Source organism: Reyranella sp. (assembly GCF_965279465.1).
Lineage (GTDB): Bacteria > Pseudomonadota > Alphaproteobacteria > Reyranellales > Reyranellaceae > Reyranella.
On the sequence record NZ_OZ257242.1, the window covers coordinates 7,548,845 to 7,565,009 of the forward strand.

General features: G+C 65.4%; 19 protein-coding genes. 11 read left to right on the forward strand and 8 right to left on the reverse strand.

Features of this window, described 5'->3' with window-relative positions; all coding sequences use genetic code 11:
- Positions 1 to 44 precede the first annotated feature (44 nt).
- Both ACQY8M_RS36855 and ACQY8M_RS36860 read left to right on the forward strand, forming a co-directional pair.
- Positions 45 to 278 (forward strand): malate:quinone oxidoreductase, encoded by a 234-nt coding sequence (locus ACQY8M_RS36855; RefSeq protein ID WP_428675593.1) that lies wholly within the window; start codon positions 45 to 47, stop codon positions 276 to 278.
- Positions 279 to 301: 23 nt separating this feature from the next.
- Positions 302 to 991: an alpha/beta fold hydrolase gene (locus tag ACQY8M_RS36860; RefSeq protein WP_428675595.1), complete on the forward strand. Its 690-nt coding sequence runs from the start codon at positions 302 to 304 to the stop codon at positions 989 to 991.
- Here the strand turns inward: ACQY8M_RS36860 and ACQY8M_RS36865 are convergent.
- The 5 genes from ACQY8M_RS36865 to ACQY8M_RS36885 form a co-directional block, all read right to left on the reverse strand.
- The gene (locus tag ACQY8M_RS36865) at positions 978 to 1,943 is read right to left on the reverse strand and encodes a Bug family tripartite tricarboxylate transporter substrate binding protein (protein WP_428667272.1); all 966 of its coding nucleotides are present in this window, start codon (positions 1,941 to 1,943) and stop codon (positions 978 to 980) included. The two genes, ACQY8M_RS36860 and ACQY8M_RS36865, sit on opposite strands and share 14 nt — an antisense overlap.
- A gap of 182 nt (positions 1,944 to 2,125) precedes the next feature.
- Complete coding sequence (locus ACQY8M_RS36870; protein WP_428667274.1) at positions 2,126 to 2,518, reverse strand: RidA family protein; 393 nt, start codon at positions 2,516 to 2,518, stop codon at positions 2,126 to 2,128.
- A 47-nt stretch (positions 2,519 to 2,565) separates the two neighbouring features.
- The gene (locus tag ACQY8M_RS36875; RefSeq protein WP_428667276.1) at positions 2,566 to 3,087 is read right to left on the reverse strand and encodes a hypothetical protein; all 522 of its coding nucleotides are present in this window, start codon (positions 3,085 to 3,087) and stop codon (positions 2,566 to 2,568) included.
- Complete coding sequence (locus ACQY8M_RS36880; RefSeq protein WP_428667278.1) at positions 3,084 to 3,833, reverse strand: SDR family NAD(P)-dependent oxidoreductase; 750 nt, start codon at positions 3,831 to 3,833, stop codon at positions 3,084 to 3,086. The genes ACQY8M_RS36875 and ACQY8M_RS36880 overlap by 4 nt, the downstream gene beginning before the upstream one ends.
- Before the next feature lie 7 nt (positions 3,834 to 3,840).
- Positions 3,841 to 4,668 (reverse strand): aldose 1-epimerase, encoded by an 828-nt coding sequence (locus ACQY8M_RS36885; protein WP_428667280.1) that lies wholly within the window; start codon positions 4,666 to 4,668, stop codon positions 3,841 to 3,843.
- A gap of 95 nt (positions 4,669 to 4,763) precedes the next feature.
- Between ACQY8M_RS36885 and ACQY8M_RS36890 the strand changes: the two genes are divergently transcribed.
- The 7 genes from ACQY8M_RS36890 (at position 4,764) to ACQY8M_RS36920 (ending at position 11,396) form a co-directional block, all read left to right on the forward strand.
- Positions 4,764 to 6,119: an extracellular solute-binding protein gene (locus ACQY8M_RS36890; RefSeq protein ID WP_428667282.1), complete on the forward strand. Its 1,356-nt coding sequence runs from the start codon at positions 4,764 to 4,766 to the stop codon at positions 6,117 to 6,119.
- Positions 6,120 to 6,210: 91 nt separating this feature from the next.
- Positions 6,211 to 7,113, forward strand: coding sequence for a carbohydrate ABC transporter permease (locus ACQY8M_RS36895; RefSeq protein ID WP_428667284.1), 903 nt, complete (start codon positions 6,211 to 6,213; stop codon positions 7,111 to 7,113).
- Positions 7,113 to 8,000 carry a carbohydrate ABC transporter permease gene (locus tag ACQY8M_RS36900; RefSeq protein ID WP_428667286.1) on the forward strand — a complete coding sequence of 296 codons (888 nt, stop codon included), beginning with the start codon at positions 7,113 to 7,115 and terminating at the stop codon, positions 7,998 to 8,000. The genes ACQY8M_RS36895 and ACQY8M_RS36900 overlap by 1 nt, the downstream gene beginning before the upstream one ends.
- Positions 8,001 to 8,064: 64 nt before the next feature.
- Positions 8,065 to 8,850, forward strand: a complete 786-nt coding sequence (locus ACQY8M_RS36905) for an HpcH/HpaI aldolase family protein (RefSeq protein ID WP_428667288.1) — start codon at positions 8,065 to 8,067, stop codon at positions 8,848 to 8,850.
- Between the two features lie 324 nt (positions 8,851 to 9,174).
- Complete coding sequence (locus tag ACQY8M_RS36910) at positions 9,175 to 9,864, forward strand: hypothetical protein (protein WP_428667290.1); 690 nt, start codon at positions 9,175 to 9,177, stop codon at positions 9,862 to 9,864.
- 78 nt (positions 9,865 to 9,942) lie between these two features.
- Positions 9,943 to 10,185 carry a hypothetical protein gene (locus tag ACQY8M_RS36915; protein ID WP_428667292.1) on the forward strand — a complete coding sequence of 81 codons (243 nt, stop codon included), beginning with the start codon at positions 9,943 to 9,945 and terminating at the stop codon, positions 10,183 to 10,185.
- Positions 10,186 to 10,364: 179 nt separating this feature from the next.
- Entirely contained in the window at positions 10,365 to 11,396 is a 1,032-nt protein-coding gene (locus ACQY8M_RS36920) for a formamidase (protein WP_428667294.1), read from the forward strand.
- Between the two features lie 45 nt (positions 11,397 to 11,441).
- Here the strand turns inward: ACQY8M_RS36920 and ACQY8M_RS36925 are convergent, their stop codons facing one another.
- Genes ACQY8M_RS36925 through ACQY8M_RS36935 form a run of 3 tightly spaced genes read right to left on the reverse strand, consistent with a single transcriptional unit; the run spans position 11,442 to position 13,904 of the window.
- Positions 11,442 to 12,284, reverse strand: coding sequence for an ABC transporter permease (locus ACQY8M_RS36925; RefSeq protein ID WP_428667296.1), 843 nt, complete (start codon positions 12,282 to 12,284; stop codon positions 11,442 to 11,444).
- Complete coding sequence (locus tag ACQY8M_RS36930; protein WP_428667298.1) at positions 12,284 to 13,051, reverse strand: ABC transporter ATP-binding protein; 768 nt, start codon at positions 13,049 to 13,051, stop codon at positions 12,284 to 12,286. Before ACQY8M_RS36930 ends, ACQY8M_RS36925 begins: the two co-directional genes overlap by 1 nt.
- Positions 13,044 to 13,904, reverse strand: a complete 861-nt coding sequence (locus tag ACQY8M_RS36935) for a TauD/TfdA dioxygenase family protein (RefSeq protein WP_428667300.1) — start codon at positions 13,902 to 13,904, stop codon at positions 13,044 to 13,046. The genes ACQY8M_RS36930 and ACQY8M_RS36935 overlap by 8 nt, the downstream gene beginning before the upstream one ends.
- 78 nt (positions 13,905 to 13,982) lie before the next feature.
- Between ACQY8M_RS36935 and ACQY8M_RS36940 the strand changes: the two genes are divergently transcribed.
- The gene (locus ACQY8M_RS36940) at positions 13,983 to 14,996 is read left to right on the forward strand and encodes an ABC transporter substrate-binding protein (RefSeq protein WP_428667302.1); all 1,014 of its coding nucleotides are present in this window, start codon (positions 13,983 to 13,985) and stop codon (positions 14,994 to 14,996) included.
- Complete coding sequence (locus ACQY8M_RS36945) at positions 14,993 to 16,156, forward strand: amidohydrolase family protein (protein WP_428667304.1); 1,164 nt, start codon at positions 14,993 to 14,995, stop codon at positions 16,154 to 16,156. The genes ACQY8M_RS36940 and ACQY8M_RS36945 overlap by 4 nt, the downstream gene beginning before the upstream one ends.
- Positions 16,157 to 16,165 lie beyond the last annotated feature (9 nt).

The window sequence follows — 16,165 nt, forward strand, 5'->3', positions numbered from 1 at the left end:
CGCACCCGCACGGGCGCGCTCGTGTTCGGCACCGAGATCGTGTCTTGTGCCGACTCCTCGATCGTGGTCCTGCCCGGCACATCTACCGGCGCCTCGACGGCGGCCTGATCATGGTCCATATGCCGGAAAGCTGCTTTCACGAGCAGCTCGTCGGCAACTGGCAGCCCAAGTTCAAGAAAATGATTCCGTCTTGCGTTCACGATCTCAGGCAGGAAGCGACACTGCTCAAGCGGGTCCGCGCCGAAACGGCGGAAATTCTCGGCCTGCAGGACGTTTGACCAGACAGACCTTCAGAGTGCCCATGCTTGATCTCGTCCTGCTTCCCGGCTTCATGTGCGATAGCGATCTATGGCGCGACGTGGCGCCCGATCTCGGCAAGCTCGGGCCCCTCCACTACGGCAACGTCTATCAGGACGATACGCTGGAAGGCATGGCCCGTCGCGTGCTGACCGAAGCGCCCAAGCGCTTCGTGCTGGTGGGCTTCTCGATGGGCGGCTTCGTGGCGCGAGTGCTGACCTTGATGGCTCCCGAGCGTGTGGCCGGCGTGGCTTTCGTTGCCAGCTCGGCACGGGAATATAGCGAAGCTGAGCACGCGCGGCGGCTGCAAGGCGCCCTGCCCGGCGACCGGCTCAAGCGCGCCAATCCCGGCGTGGCGCTCGGCCTGCATCCCGAGCGCGAACGCGATCCGGTGCTGTTAGACCGCATGCGCGACATGCAGCGTCGGCTCGGCCCCGAGGTTCGGGCGCGCCAATCCGCCCTGATCCGCAAGGACGGCTATGCCGACCTCGAGCGCATCACCTGCCCCTCGCTCGTCGTCGCTTGCCGCCAGGACCGGCTGCGCAGCTTCGAGGAGACCGAGCGCATGGCGAAGCACCTGCCCAACGCGCGCTTCGAGGTGATCGAGGATTGCGGCCACATGGCGCCGCTCGAGAAGCCGCACGAGTTGGCGGCGCTGCTCACCGGCTGGATCGAGACGACTACTGCAGCTTGAGGTTGGCCGCGCGGATCACCGGAATCCAGGTCTCGGCCTGGGTGCGCATGATCTCGAAGAAGGCCTGTGAAGTCGTGAAGCGTGCTTCCGTGCCGAGCCCGACAAACTTCTCCACCACCTTGGGATCGCCCAATACCTTCTTCATCGCCGCACTCAGCTTCTCGATCACCGGCGCGGGCATCCCGGCCGGACCGATCAAGCCGAGGAGGTTGATCGCCTCGTAGCCCGCCACACCCGACTCGGCGACCGTCGGCACGTTTGGCAGGCTCGGTGCGCGTTCGAGCGAGGTCACCGCCAGCGCCTTCAGCCGTCCGTCGTTGACCAGCGGCAGCGCCGTTGCGATCGGCTCGAACTGGAAGGCGATCTGGTTCGCCATCAGGTCGGCGAGACCGGGTGCCGTGCCGCGATAATGCACGGCCTCGAACGTCACGCCGGTGCGCTGCTCCAGCAGCAGGCCGGCGAGGTGGGTGAATGATCCCGCTCCCGCCGTGCCCATTGTGACTTTGCCCGGCTCGCGCTTCGCGGCATCGAGCAACGCCTTGAAGTCCTTCGCCGGGTTGGATGGATTGACCAGTACGACGAGCGGCTGGAACGACACGGCGGTGATGAAGGCGAAGTCCTTCTGCCAGTCGTAGGGATAGCGGCCGAACAGGGCGGGGCTGTTGGTGAGCGACGCCGAGGTCATCAGCAGCGTGTAGCCGTCGGGCGCCGCCCGCGCGACCGCCTCCGAGCCGATCATCGCGCCTGCGCCGGTCTTGTTCTCGACAATGACCGGCTGGCCGAGCAGTGGCTGCAGGTTCTCCGCGACGATGCGTGCCGTGACATCGACATTTCCGCCGGCGGCGAACGGCGCCACGATCTTCACCGGCTTGGTCGGCCAGTCCTGTGCGGCGGCCGGAAAGGCAAGGATGGCGGCCAACACTGCCATCATCCATCGCGCCTGCTTGCGCATGGCGGTTCCCTCTGAGATGTCAGATGAGGAAGATGCCCCCGACCGCGATGGCGTGCACCCGTTGCCTTCGAAGGAAGTCGCTCTGCGCAATGTGCTCGCCAGGCATCGGCAGAACGTGGCCGCTGGCGACGAGTGCCGCCGGCAAACATCGCTGTCCGCCTGCTCGGCGTGCGCTTCGTGGATCAACGCTTGGCGAGCAGGTCGATCTCGACCATCGCGCCACGCGCGAGGCCGGTGACGCCGATGCAGGTCCGCGCCGGCCGGCGGTCGGCCGGAAAATAGCTCGCGTAGACCGCGTTCATGCGCGGATAGTTAACCTCGAAGTCGGTGATGTAGACGCGCGCGACGATCACGTGCTCGAGCCCGAGCTTCAGGCCGGCAAGCACGATCTTGAGGTTTTCCATCACGCGCACGGTCTGGCCCTCGATGTCGGGCGGCAGCGGCTTGGAATCGTCGTGCGGATCGGTCGGCATCTGGCCGGTGACGAAGCACCAGCCGTCGACCTCGACGGCGTGACTAAACGGCGCGACAGGTGTCGGCGCACCCGGCGCCATGAAGAATAGCGGTGCGCTCATCGTTTCCTCCTGATCGATCGGCGGGCAGCAAGAGCCGTGCCACGCCCTTAGCGCGGACCGAACAACAGCTGCCTGAGCTTGCCCGGTCCGAGCGCCTTGGAAAGCTCCGCGGCGGTAACGTAGATCAGGAAGCAGGTGAACAGCCAGATCTGGATCGCGGCAAAGCGATGCCAGGTGAAGGCTTCGACGGCCTCGTTGAGCGCAACACGGAAGCCATCGGCGTCGAAGGAAAAATGGACGAGCTGCTCGATGATCCGAAACAGCATCACCACGAGACCATAGAACAGCGTCTTGTAGAGGATCGGCTTGATCAGCGGCGCGTGCTGGAAGCGATGGATGGCGCGGAACTTGTCGGCCACCAGCACCGCTTTGCCGACGAGCAGGGCAAGAGCCGTCGCCGTCAGGAAGTTCGTCAGCGCGAGAAAATAGCTCCGGGTCAGCAGATTGGTCGTGAAGACGATCAGGTTGAAGGCGCAAAAGAAATAGATCGTCGGCGGCAACAGGAGCTTCATCTCGTGCAGCCACAAGCGGTAGGCCTTGGCCGGCCACGAAGCGGCATCGACGCTCACATCCGGCCTCCGTCGACGACGAAGTTCTGCGCGGAGATCAGCCGGCTGTCGTCGGACGCGAGGAACAGCGCCATGCGGGCGATATCGGCCGGGTAGACCTTCTCCTTGAGCACCTGCGCCTTCATCAGGTCGGCTTCGGCCTCCGGCGTCAGCCACAGGTCGATCTGGCGCTGGGTCATGATCCAGCCCGGCGTGATCGCATTGAGCCTGATCCTGTGCACGCCGAGATCGCGCGCCAGGCCGCGCGTCATGCCGATCGTTGCCGCCTTCGCCGCCTGATAGACGGAGAGGTTGGCGGTCATCGTGTGATAGCTGATCGAGCTGAAGTTGATGATGGAGCCGCCGCCGGCTTGCTTCATGCCGGGAACCACTGTCTGGATGGCGAAGAACGCATGACGCAGGTTGACCGCGATACGGTCGTCCCAGAATTCCGGCGTCACGTCCTCGAGCTTGTGCCGCTCGTCGTGCGCGGCGTTGTTGACCAGCACGGTGATGGTGCCGAGCTTGCCCGCGACCTCGCCGATCGCCGCCTGGTAGGCCTTCACGTCGCGGATGTCGCACTTCAGGAACAGCGCGCCTGTCTTGCCGGCGATCTCTTTAGAAGCCGGCTCGTTGATGTCGACGAAACCCACCTTGGCGCCTTGCGCCGCGAAGTGCTCGACGATCGAGGCGCCGATTCCCGAGCCGCCGCCCGAGACGAAGACGATGCGGCCCTTGAGGCTCGGATAGGAAGCGAATTCAGGCATGACCCCCTCACAGGTTGGAGAGACGAAAGACGACCTCGCCGGCCAGGGTGCCGCCCGGTCCGAGCGGCGAAAGACCCACCTGCCCATTGGCATGGCTCACCGGCTCGACGCAGAAGAACGTCTGGCCGGGCGGAACGTAGACGACGAGATGGCGGAACGGGACCGTCGCCTCGAGATGGAGCCGCAGGCGACGCCGCGGCCAGACGATCGCGGCACGCCCGTCCCAGCCGTCGAAGCAATTGTCGAGCGTAACGCTATCGACCTTGCGGCCGGCACTGAAATCCCAGTCCGCCGGCACGGCGATGCGCTCGACCGGCAGCACCTCGGCATCGGTCCGCCACACCGCCTGTGTGCGGCAGGCGAGTTCGGTGTCGGCATCACGGACGAAGAACGGGTGCAACCCGATGCCGGCCGGCACGGCCCAATCCTCGAGGTTCTCGAGGGAAATGCGGATCGTCAGCCGGTCGTCGTCCAGCCGGTACGACTGCCGTGCGCGATAGCGGAAGGGCCAGCCGCCGATCTCGCCGGCGCGCTCATGCAGGTAGGTGATCTCGGCCGACACGCCGTCTTGGCGCACGATCTCCCACGCCTGCGCCCAGCCGTCGCCATGCATCGGATGACCGACGCCCGGCCAGTTGCGGATGAGGTGGAACTGCTCGCCCTCAAAGACCAGTTGCCCGTCCCGAATGCGATTGGAGAAGGGAACCAACGGGTAGAGAGCCGCATTGTTTCCCCTGCCTGACGCGACATCGGCCGCCGCCATGGGCCGCAGGACATCGGCGCCCTCGACAGTAAATCGCGCAACCGCTCCGCCCGAGGCCGGAGCGAGATCCACGCCAAGGCGCCCTGTCGCCAACGCCAAAAGAGTCATAGGCTCGCCTCTACCACAGCGGCGCGCTTTTTGCAGAGCCGTGTGCCGAGGGGGACCATATGACCGACGATTTCATGTCCAGGTGGGAGTTGAGCCGGCGTAGAGTGCTGGGCGGCGCGGCGGGCCTCGGCCTGCTCGGCCCGGCAGCGGCATTCGGGCAGGGCGCGGGTCCCTGGAGCCAGCCACCGAAGAGCAAGGTCGACAAGCTCAACTTCGTGGTCTGGACCTACGGCGACATCTACGCCCGCATCTCCAAGCAGTTCGAGGCCGACTGGGGCGTGAAGGTCGATTCGACGATCTCCTCGTTCAACGACCATCCGACCAAGCTCGCCACGATGTATGCCGCCGGCGAGAAGATCGACGTGTCGCAATCCTCGCCCTTCTCCTTCCCCAACTTCGTGAGCCAGGGCCTCGTCGAGCCGCTCGACGACATGCCGGGCGCCAAGGAATACGCCGCCGACTTCACGCCCTTCACCAAGCAGGTCGCGATGGTGAACGGCAAGCTGATGGGCCTGCCCTACTTCGCGACGGCCTGGGTCTGGAATTACTACAGCGACATGCTGGAAAAGCTGAAGTTCGACAAGCCGTTCTCGACCTACGAGGAGTTCATCGAGCACTGCGTCAAGGCCAAGAAGGACGGCGTTTCGCGCTATCCCGTGCTGTGGGTCGCGGGCGTCGGACTCGAGCAGCTTCCGGGCACCTGGTACCAGATGACCTGGAACCGCGGCGGCACCTTCTTCGACAAGCAGGGCAATCACATGCTGGGGCCCGGCTCGGTCGCGCGCGAGACGCTGAAATGGTGGGCCAACACCTTCGAGAAGGGCCTCGACATCGCCGATCCCGAATCGCTCAAGGTCCAGTTCACCACTTCGGCCAAGGCATTCGGCGCCGGCAAGAATCTCTATCGCGGTCCCAACCATCACTATGGGCTGAATGTGGCGAACGATCCGGCGCAGTCGCCGATCGCCGGCAAGGTCAAGGTGCTGGGCTCGCCGGGCGACGGCAAGACGATCGCCGACGCGCATGTCTATTTCCTGTGCACGGCCAACCGCAACAAGGAATGGGCGTGGAAGCTGCTGCAGTATCTCGGCGGCAAGACCAAGGACGGCAATTACACGCAGGCGATCAATCTCGCCAAGGACGCCATGCTGGGCTCCGGCTACGAGTCGGTGATGAAGAGCGACGTGATCAAGACCGGCTGGGCGCCGTGGGGCGACGTGCCGGAAATCCTGAAGATCTGGGAAAAGTCAGCCTACATCGCCGAGGTCTGCTCCTCGATCTACCAGCCCTGGCACTTCCCCTGGACCGACCAGCTCAACATCGAGGTCCAGAAGTGCCTGACCGGCCAGATCACGCCCGACGCCTGCTGCGACAACCTGATCAAGGGCATCGCCGACGCCAAGCGCAAGGTGTGATGCTTATGCTCGGAGGAGCGCGCCACTCCAGTGGCGCTCATGATCATGATGCGCCACTGGAGTGGCGCGCTCCGATGAGGCCGACGGTCCAATGAAATTCCGCGGCGAGCTGTCGGCCAGGCAATTTGCCTTCATGATGAATCTGCCATCGCTCCTCTTCCTGGGCGCGGTGCTGGCCTATCCCGTGATCTATGCGGGCTATCTCTCGGTGCACAAGGTCGGGCTCGCCCAGCTCCGGCGCGGCGAGTTCCCGTTCAGCGGCTGGGAGAATTACGGCCGCGTGCTCGAGGACCCGCTGTTCTGGGTGGCGATCAAGAACACGCTGCTGTTCACCACCATCACCGTCATCAGCGAGGTCGTTCTGGCGATCGCGATCGCGCTCCTGATCAACCAGACGAGCGTCTGGACCTCGCGGGTCACGCGGTTCCTGATCCTGCTGCCCTACGCCATCCCGCCGATCTGCAACGGCCTGATCTGGTCGTTCCTCTACAGCTTCCAGTTCGGTTTCCTCAATCGCATCCTGTTCAGCCTCGGCCTGATCGACGATCCGGTGAACTGGGCGGGCAACCCGAGCACCGCGCTCTATGCGGTGAGCGTTCCCTACATCTGGCGCACCCTGCCCTTCGCCATCATCCTGGTGCACGCCGCCCTTCAGGGCATCCCGCGCGAGCTCTACGAGCAGGCCTCGATCGACGGTGCCAATGCCTGGCATCGCTTCCGCCAGATCACCCTGCCGATGCTGCAGCAGATCATCGCCATCATCCTGATCCTGCGCACGGCCTTCGCCTTCGCGGTGTTCGAGGAGATCCTGGCGATCACCCAGGGTGGGCCGGGCGACGCCACTTGGGTCGCGGCATGGTACAGCTACAAGATCACCTTCTCGCCGCCGAACAACTTCGGCATGGGGGCCGCCTCGGCCTTCATCCTCGCCCTGATGATCGCGGCGATAGCGCTGGTCTATCTGCGCGCCGTCTACCGCCGGGTGCAGCTCTGATGTTCAAGCTCTCGCGCCCGGCGCGGCTCGCCCTGCATGTCGCCAACCTCGTGGTGATCGCCGTCATCCTGCTGCCGCTGGCCGCCGTGCTGATCGGCAGCGTCCAGTCGGAGAAGGCCCTTCAGGCCGACACACGCCGCGTCCTGCCGCTCGAGGTCATCCCCGACAACTTCGTCGTGATCCTGACGCAGGGCGAGCAGAAGGGACGCATCTTCGAGCAGAACACCTACCTGCCCGACAACATCAAGAAGTTCTATCGCGCCTTCGGCAACTCGCTGATCGTGTCGGCGTCGGTGACCATCCTGACCCTGCTGTTCGGCGCCCTGTCGGCCTACACGATTGCGCGCCTGCGCTACCGATGGACGCTGTTCCTGCTGCAGGCCAACATCGTGTCGCGCTTCGTGCCGGCGATCGTGCTGATGATTCCGCTCTACATCGTCATGCGCTCGCTCGGGCAGATCAACTCGCTGAGCGGCGTCATCGTCGCCGAGACCGGCTTCCTGCTGCCCTACGCCATCCTGATCCTCGCCCCCTATTTCGATTCCATCCCGGCAGAGCTCGAGGAGGCCGCGCGGATCGACGGCTGCACGCGGCTGCGGGCCTTCGTGCACATCGTGCTGCCACTCGCCACGCCGGCGCTGGCAGCCTGCGGCGTCATCATGTTCATCGTTTCCTGGCACGAGCTGCTGATCCCGCTGATCCTGAATGCGCGGCCGGACTTCATGACCCTGCCGGTGGTGATCGCAAGCCTGGTCGGGGACGTCTTCGTCTTCTTCAACCTGATGATGGCGATCTGCCTGCTGGCGCTCCTGCCCACCGTGATCCTGGTGATCCTGCTGCAGAAGTACATCGTCGAGGGGCTGGCGGCAGGCGCAGTCAAAGGCTGACGACGGGCATCGGCCTGCCTATGATCCGGCCGTCTCCATCAAGGACGGAAAAGGAAACGCCGATATGTCGTCGAATATGCTGAAGAAGCGCCTGCAAGCGGGCAAGGCCTGCGTCAATGCCTGGCTCGCCATCCCGAGCGGCTTCTCGGCCGAGGTCATGGCGCAGTGCGGTTGGGACAGCGTCACCGTCGACATGCAGCACGGCGTGCAGGACTATCACTCGATGGTCGCCTGCTTTCAGGCGATGGACAAGCATCCGATCACGCCGCTGGTGCGCGTTCCCTGGAACGAGCCCGGCATCGTCGGCAAGGTGCTCGACGGCGGCGCGTGGGGCGTGATCTGCCCGATGGTGAACAACGCTGCCGAAGCCAGGGCGCTGGCGTCCTATTCGCTCTATCCGCCGAAGGGCAAGCGCAGCAATGGGCCGATCCGCGCCGGCGCCTACGGCTCGGCCACGCCGTACCAGAAGACGGCCAACGACGAGGTGCTGATCATCCCGATGATCGAGACCCAGGAGGCGATCGACAACATCGACGCCATCCTCGACGTGCCGGGCATCAGCGGCATCTATGTCGGCCCGTCCGACCTCGGCCTGTCGCTCGGCCTGGAGCCACGGCTCGACCGCGAGGAGCCGCAGGTGCTCAAGATCTACGAGAAGCTCACGGCTGCGTGCAAGAAGCGCGGACAGTTCGCCGGCATCCACAACGGCACCGCGAGCTACGCCGCGCGCGCGTTCGGCATGGGCTTTCAGCTCTGCACGATCGCCAACGACTCCGGCCTGATGGCGCTCGCCTCCCGCGCCGCCGTCAACGGCTTCCGCAAGGAAGTCGGGGTGGACGCGGACAAGTAACCCAAGGGGCAGGCCGCACGCGCCCTCGCGTGCGTGCGGCGCTGCGGCGGTGGACTTGCCCGAGCACCCGCCATATCGCCCCGTCGTGCCGCGCTCCGATGCCCGGTGCGGCGGCGCCGGCTCATGGGGCTCTCCTCATGAGTGAGATTCTCTCTCCTTTTGACCCAGATCAATTTGCCCTGTCGAACCTTCGGTAGAAAGCTAGGCGTCGCGGCGCAACGAAGGGCTGGACCGTTGACCGTCGGAGCGACACAAGGCCAACGGGACCCGTTTTCCTGAAGTGCTCGGTAGATGATGGGTGTGGACCACCTGAGAGAGGGAACGATGAACAAGATCACACGTCGCAGCATGGCAAAGCTCTTGGCACTGGCACCCGTGGGGGCGGTCGCGATGACTGGCTTGACGCTTCCGGCGGCGGCCCAGTCATTTGCGGGCACGACAACCGACCTCTCCATCCCCAACGCCTATCAGAACTTCAAGCGGGGCACGATCCACAGCCTCGATCCCGCGACTCGCGGGTTGGTCGTGGTCTGGCCGGACCTGGGCCGCGTCAAGATGAAGGCCTCCGACCTAGTCGCTAAGACCACGAGCGGTGGTGGCGCGGCGTCGAACTCCTACGAAGAGCTGAAGGTTGGCCAGACTGTCGACATCCAGTGGTTCGACTATGTCGACTTCCTGGTCGCCAAGACCACGCCGGAGGTCAGGGCACAGGCGAAGGCGATGGTCGACAAGGGCGCCAGCCTCGAGGGCGTCGTCGGGAGCCGGCCGGTTGTCCGCCTGTTCACGTTAGAAGGCATGGTTGTAAAGACCTATCCCGACGTGGGCGCAGTGGACATCATCAATGCGGTCGGTGGCGAACCCGATGCACCGCCACCCAATAGTGGCGAGATCATTCGTCTACCGCAGATTCGCACGGCGGCTGGTTTGGCGGCGCTCGCGCAGCTCAAGGCCGGCGAACTGGCGACCTTCGTGTATAGTGTCCAGACGGCACTCAAGATCCATATCATCCGTTAACATCGGCGGATGTAGCAGCAACGGCGGGACCGCAAGGTCCCGCCGTGTCTGATCGTCACTCAGTTGCAGTCTGACGGGGTGACCAGTGATCTGGTGAACAGCTGGTGGGGCTCGGCATGTGTGCACTGCGCCGGCAGGCGATCGGACAGCCACACCGGTGGCGAGCTCGACAAGCCGGCCCCCGACTCCGGCGAAATCATCCAAATGCCCCGCATCGTCTCGGCGAGCGGTAAGGCAGCGATGGCGAGCCTCAGGCCAAGCATGGACGTGGTGACGGTCTACAGCCAGCAGACCGCCATCAACGTCAAGATCATCCGCTGAGGACTCCCAGCCAGGAACATTGGGGCGGTCGACCGACCGTCCTGCCCATTCACGACGAAGGCGCCCCTCGCGGGCGCCTTTTTCTTCGAGCACGGCGATCGACAACGCCCTTATGGGGATGCGCGCGTGTGGCACGCCCTTTGCTCTCCCGCCGGTAAATCAACCGGCGGAGGAAGCAAGTGAGCGGGCTTGGCGGACTCAACAAGGCGCCCGATGGCGTGGTCATCGGGCTGGTGCAGATCCAGAGTCCCGTCGTCGTCACCAAGGCGGATCTCGCACGGCAGACCGATCGCATCTGCTCGCTGGTCGCCAAGGCGCGCCGCAACATGGCGACCATGGATCTGGTGGTTTTCCCCGAATATTCGCTGCACGGCCTGTCGATGGACACCAACCCGGAGATCATGTGCCGGCTCGACGGGCCGGAGGTCGAGCACTTCCGCGGCGCCTGCATCGCCAATGACATCTGGGGCTGCTTCTCCATCATGGAGCTCAATCCACACGGCAATCCCTTCAACTCCGGCCTCATCATCGACAACAAGGGCGAAATCCAGCTCTACTACCGCAAGATGCATCCCTGGGTGCCGGTCGAGCCTTGGGAGCCGGGCGACCTGGGCATTCCGGTGTGCGACGGGCCGAACGGCTCGAAGATCGCGCTGATCATCTGCCACGACGGCATGTTCCCCGAGATGGCGCGCGAGAGTGCCTACAAGGGCGCCAACATCATGATCCGCACGGCGGGATACACTGCGCCGATCCGCCAAAGCTGGCACTTCACCAACCAGTCGAACGCCTTCTGCAATCTGATGTACACGGCTTCGGTCTGCCTCGCCGGCTCCGACGGCTCGTTCAATTCGATGGGGGAAGGCATGATCGTCAACTACGACGGCACGCCGCTCGTGACCGGCAACGGCATCCCCGACGAGATCATCACCGGCGAGGTGCGGCCCCGGCAGTGCGACGAGGCGCGCATCCACTGGGGCGTCGAGAACAACATCTACCAGTTCGGCCATCGCGGTTATGTCGCGGTGAAGGGCGGCGCGCGCGACTTCCCCTATACCTACATGGCCGATCTTGCGGTCGGGAAGTACGAGCTGCCGTGGGAGAAGCTGGTCAAGGTGACAGACGGCACGAGCTGCGGATTTCCCAAGCCGACACGTAACTTCAAGCCGGTGCCGACGACGATGGCGCCGAAAAAACTCGCGGCGGAGTAGCCTCCGGTCTCCTCATGCTCGTGGTCCGGGAGAGCATGAGCGACTTCAGTCCTTGTGCGCGGAGTGCCAGCGCAGCATGCGGCGTTCGGCGAGCGAGATGACGCCGAAGAACAGGGCGGAGAAGGTCGAGCCGACGACAATGGTCGCGTAGAGCAGCGGCGAGTCGAAGTTGTAGGTCGCCTGGATGATCAGCGCGCCGATCCCGACGTTGGAGCCGATCCATTCGCCCACGATCGCGCCGATCACCGCCGTCGAGGCGGCGATCTTCAGCGCCGAGAATAGATAGGGCAGCGCGTTGGGCACGCGAATGCGGAAGAATACCTCGCGCGGCGTGGCGGACAGGATGCGCATCAGCTCGAGCTGCTCGGGCCGCACGTCGCGCAGGCCGCGGGTCATGTTCACCAGGGTCGGGAAAAAGCAGATGATCGCCGCGATGGCGATCTTCGGCTCCATGCCGTTGCCCAGCAGCAGCACCAGGATCGGCGCCTTGGCCACTACCGGAATGGTGTTGACCATGACTGCGAGCGGGAACAGCGCCTCCTCCGCCGTCTTGCGATAGACGAAGACGGTCGCGAGGCTGATGGCGGCGATATTGCCGAGCAGGAAGCCGCACACCGCCTCGATCGCCGTCGGCAGCAAATTGGTCATCAGGATGCCGAAACGCTCGACCAGCACCGTCGCCACCGCGACCGGCGAGGGCGCGATGAAGGGCTTGATCTCGAACTGCACGACCGCCTGCCACCAGATCAGCAGGAACAGGATCACCGCGCCGAGCGGCAACAGGCGACGACGCCAGGCGAGGTAGCGCTTGTGCGCGAGGAAGCGGGCGTCGGCTTCGGCATCCTCGGCAAACCCGCCCAGGGCCATCGGTTCGGCCTGGTTGGCCATCAGCAAGTCTCCAGCACGCGGCGCAGGTGGCCGGCGAGCGAGGTGAATTCCGGCGTCTCGCGCTGCGCCAGCCGGCGCGGGCTGGGCAGCGTGACCGGCACCTGTTCGCGCACCCGTCCGGGCCGCGCCGCGAGCAGCAGCACGCTCTGGCCGAGGAAGGCGGCTTCGTAGATCGAGTGGGTGACGAATACGATGGTCGTACCGGTGGTCTCCCAGAGCTGCAGCAGCTCCTCGTTCAGCCGGTCGCGCGTGATTTCGTCGAGCGCGCCGAACGGCTCGTCCATCAGCAGCAGGCGCGGGCCCGAGACCAGCGCGCGGGCGATGGCGACCCGCTGGCGCATGCCGCCGGACAGCTCGTGCGGATAGGCCTGCTCCCAACCATCGAGCCCGACGAGGCTCAAGAGCTCGCGCGGCGCGCGGGCGCCGGTCAGCGACCTGCCGCCACCGACCTCGAGCGGCAACGAGACATTCTCCAGCACCGTGCGCCAGGCGAGCAGCGCGGGATCCTGGAAGACGAAGCCGATCTGGCGCGCTTCTCGGGCAGCCTGCGGTGCGCCGCCCAGCACGGAGATCCGGCCGCTGGTCGGCGCGATCAGGTCGGCCATCACGCGCAGCAAGGTGGACTTGCCGCAGCCCGACGGCCCGAGCAGCGTCAGGAAGCTGCCGCGCGGGATCGCGAGATCGATGCTATCGAGCGCCGTGACGGTGCCGCGCTCGCTGGTGAAGCGGACGCTGACCTTCTCGCAGGAGACCGCCGTCTCAGCCAACGGCGGCTTCGCTTACCGGGTCGCCCGCGATGCGCGTGTGCCACATGATGCGCGGCTGGGTCATGTCGAAGGGCGTCGCCTGGTGCAGCAGGCAGCGATTGTCCCAGATCACGACGTCGCCCGGCCGCCAGTCATGGTGATAGACCCGCGGCGGCCGGCAGGCGAAGTCGATCAGCTCCTGCAGCAGCGCCTCGGACTCCTCCGGTGCCAGGCCCGGAATGTCGTGCGCATGCCGGCCGATCAGCAGCGACTTGCGCCCGGTGTCGGGGTGGGTCTTCACCAGCGGCCGCAGCACGTTCTCGTCACCGGCGAAGCCCAGCCGGCGATAATCCTCGGTCCCCGCCTTCGGCCGGTGGCCGATGCGCGACTGGCTGTAATGCAGCGAATGATACGCCCGCAGCGGCGCGATCCTGGTTCGGGTCGCGTCGTCTAGGGCATCGTACGCGGCGCGCATGTCGGCCCAGCCGGTATGGCCGCCGATCGTCGGCACGACCTCGGCGCTGAACACCGCGCCCTTGGCCGCGATCGGCTTGAAGGTCGAATCGGCGTGCCACCCTTCGTTGCCCTTGAGGATCTTCACGACATCGTCGCCCTCGGCCTCGACCCGGAGCGTGCCGTCCTCGCGCACGTTGCTGACCGCGCCCATCTCGAACTCGAGCGCGCCGAAGCGCTTGGCGAAGGCGACCTGCTCGTCCTTCTTCAGGAACTGACCGGGAAAGATCAGCAGAGCATACTTGAGCCAGGTGTCGTGCAGGGCCTGCCAGGTCGGCTGATCGAGCTCGGGAATCCTGACCCCGGTGATCACCGCCCCGAAAGACGCGTCGACCGGCTGGACGTCGAAGGATTGTGCCATGGGAGCCTCGATTCGGTCCGTCTCTTGCTGCAGTCTATCGTGGCCGTCGCGGGCCACACAATTGGGGGAGGATCGATAATGCGCCGCCGCACGTTACTCACGGGGTCTGCCGCCACCGCGGTTGCCGCAGCAAATCTCCTGCCATCGGGCGGCTTCGCCCAGGCCAAGACCCAGACGGTCAACCTCCAGCTCGGTTGGCTCGCCAGCAACAACAATATCGGCGAAATCGCCGCCAAGCACATGGGCTACTTCGAGGAGGAGAAGCTCAATGTCGTGATCCAGCCGGGTGGACCCAGCATCGACGGCGTGGCGATCGTGGCCTCCGGCCGGCACGAGATCGGCCAGGTCTCCTCGAGCCCTTCCCTCATGCTGGCGGCCTCGCAGAAGATCCCGGTGAAGTGTTTCGCCACGGTGCTGCAGCAGCACCCCTACACGTTCTTCTCGCTCGAGAAGAAGCCGATCCGCAAGCCGCAGGACATGGTCGGCAAGAAGATCGGCATCCAGGCCACCGGCAAGATCCTGCTCTCGGCGCTGCTGAAGAAGCACAATATCCCGGAGAAGGATGTCGAGGTCGTTGTCATCGGCTCGGACTTCGCGCCGCTGCTGACCGGCCAGACCGACGCGGTCACCGGCTGGCTGACCTCGACGACGGCGATCAAGGGCCTGGGTCAGCCGCCGGTCACGCTCCGCCTGTGGGACGCCGGCGTGCAGCTCTATGCGCTGCCGCTCTATGCCACCAGGGATACGCTGGAGAAGAAGCCCGCGATGCTCGCCGGGTTCCTCAGGGGACTGGCGCGCGGCTACGAGTACACGCAGAAAAACCCGGAAAAGGCGGTCGATCTGCTGGTGAAGGAATATCCCAACTTCAAACGTGCGGACGAGCTCGAAGGCGTCAAGGTGCTGCTGTCCTTCGCCTTCAACGACAACACCAAGGCCAACGGTTGGGGCGCGTTCGATCCCAAGGTGTGGCAGGACCAGATCACGCTCTACGACGAGCTGAAGCAGTTCACGGCGGGGGCGCCCAAGCTGGACGACGTGATCACGACGTCAATTCTCGACGCGACCAAGGACGCGCGCGCGAAGATCGGATGATTATCAAGAACGCAACGCTCGCCGACGGCAGCAGGCACGACGTCGAGATCGAGGACGGCCGCGTTGCGGCCCTCCTTCCGCCGACGACCAGCGAACCGGGCGTGATGCTCCTGCCGCCGCTGGTCGACGGGCACATCCATCTGGACAAGACCCTGCTCGGCCTGCCTTGGGTGCCGAACCAGGCGGCCGGCAACACCGTGTCGGATCGCATAGAGGCGGAGCGCAAGGTGCGTGCCGCCCGCACGCTCCCGGAGACCGAGACCGGCGCCAACCTGGTGAAGCAGGTCGTCGCGACCGGCACGCTGCACATGCGCAGCCATGTCGACATCGACAACCAGCTCGGGCTCAAGAACCTGCATGCGGTGCTCGCCATCCGCGAGCGCTTCCGTGACCTCGTCACCATCCAGATCGTCGCCTTCCCGCAGAGCGGGCTGCTGCGCTCGCCGGGCACGGCTGAACTGCTCGACGAGGCCGTGGCCCAGGGCGCAGACCTCGTGGGCGGTCTCGATCCGGTCGGGATCGACGGCGACCTCGCCGGCCATCTCGATCCGATCTTCGAGATTGCCGCCAGGCACGGCGTCGGCATCGACATCCACCTCCATGACGGCGGCGAGAGCGGCATCGCCCAGATGCTGGCGATCGCCGAGCGCACGCGCGCGAACGGGCTGAAGGGCAAGGTCGCGATCAGCCATGCCTTTGCGCTGGGCTCGGTGCCGACGGACCTAACCGCCCGCACTGCCGATACGCTGGCCGAGGCAGGTATCGCGATCATGAGCCACGGGCCGGGCGCCGGCACCATGCCGCCGTTACCACTGCTGCGCGCCCATGGCGTCGAGGTGTTCGGCGGGTCGGATAACATCCGCGATGCCTGGTCGCCGTTCGGCAACGGTGACATGCTCGACCGCGCCATGCTGATCGGCTACCGCGGCAACTTCCGCCACGACCACGAGCTCAAGCTCGCCTACGAGATGGTGACCGAGGCCGCCGCCCGTGTGCTCGGACTGCCCGACTACGGCATCAAGGTCGGCGGCCCGGCCGACCTCGTGGCTGTCGAGGCGGAAACGCTCGCCGAGGCCGTCGCCGCTCGCCCGCGCCGGAAATGGGTGATGAAAGCCGGTCGCGTCGTCGCCTGGGATGGTGTACTGACCGCGGCCGAATAGCTCCCCCTC

Coding starts and splice junctions, on each gene's coding strand:
- ACQY8M_RS36860 (WP_428675595.1), top strand. CDS start 302: ATGCTTGATCTCGTCCTGCTTCCCGGCTTCATGTGCGATAGCGATCTA.
- ACQY8M_RS36865 (WP_428667272.1), bottom strand. CDS start 1,943: ATGCGCAAGCAGGCGCGATGGATGATGGCAGTGTTGGCCGCCATCCTT.
- ACQY8M_RS36870 (WP_428667274.1), bottom strand. CDS start 2,518: ATGAGCGCACCGCTATTCTTCATGGCGCCGGGTGCGCCGACACCTGTC.
- ACQY8M_RS36880 (WP_428667278.1), bottom strand. CDS start 3,833: ATGCCTGAATTCGCTTCCTATCCGAGCCTCAAGGGCCGCATCGTCTTC.
- ACQY8M_RS36890 (WP_428667282.1), top strand. CDS start 4,764: ATGACCGACGATTTCATGTCCAGGTGGGAGTTGAGCCGGCGTAGAGTG.
- ACQY8M_RS36895 (WP_428667284.1), top strand. CDS start 6,211: ATGAAATTCCGCGGCGAGCTGTCGGCCAGGCAATTTGCCTTCATGATG.
- ACQY8M_RS36900 (WP_428667286.1), top strand. CDS start 7,113: ATGTTCAAGCTCTCGCGCCCGGCGCGGCTCGCCCTGCATGTCGCCAAC.
- ACQY8M_RS36905 (WP_428667288.1), top strand. CDS start 8,065: ATGTCGTCGAATATGCTGAAGAAGCGCCTGCAAGCGGGCAAGGCCTGC.
- ACQY8M_RS36910 (WP_428667290.1), top strand. CDS start 9,175: ATGAACAAGATCACACGTCGCAGCATGGCAAAGCTCTTGGCACTGGCA.
- ACQY8M_RS36925 (WP_428667296.1), bottom strand. CDS start 12,284: ATGGCCAACCAGGCCGAACCGATGGCCCTGGGCGGGTTTGCCGAGGAT.
- ACQY8M_RS36935 (WP_428667300.1), bottom strand. CDS start 13,904: ATGGCACAATCCTTCGACGTCCAGCCGGTCGACGCGTCTTTCGGGGCG.
- ACQY8M_RS36940 (WP_428667302.1), top strand. CDS start 13,983: ATGCGCCGCCGCACGTTACTCACGGGGTCTGCCGCCACCGCGGTTGCC.
- ACQY8M_RS36945 (WP_428667304.1), top strand. CDS start 14,993: ATGATTATCAAGAACGCAACGCTCGCCGACGGCAGCAGGCACGACGTC.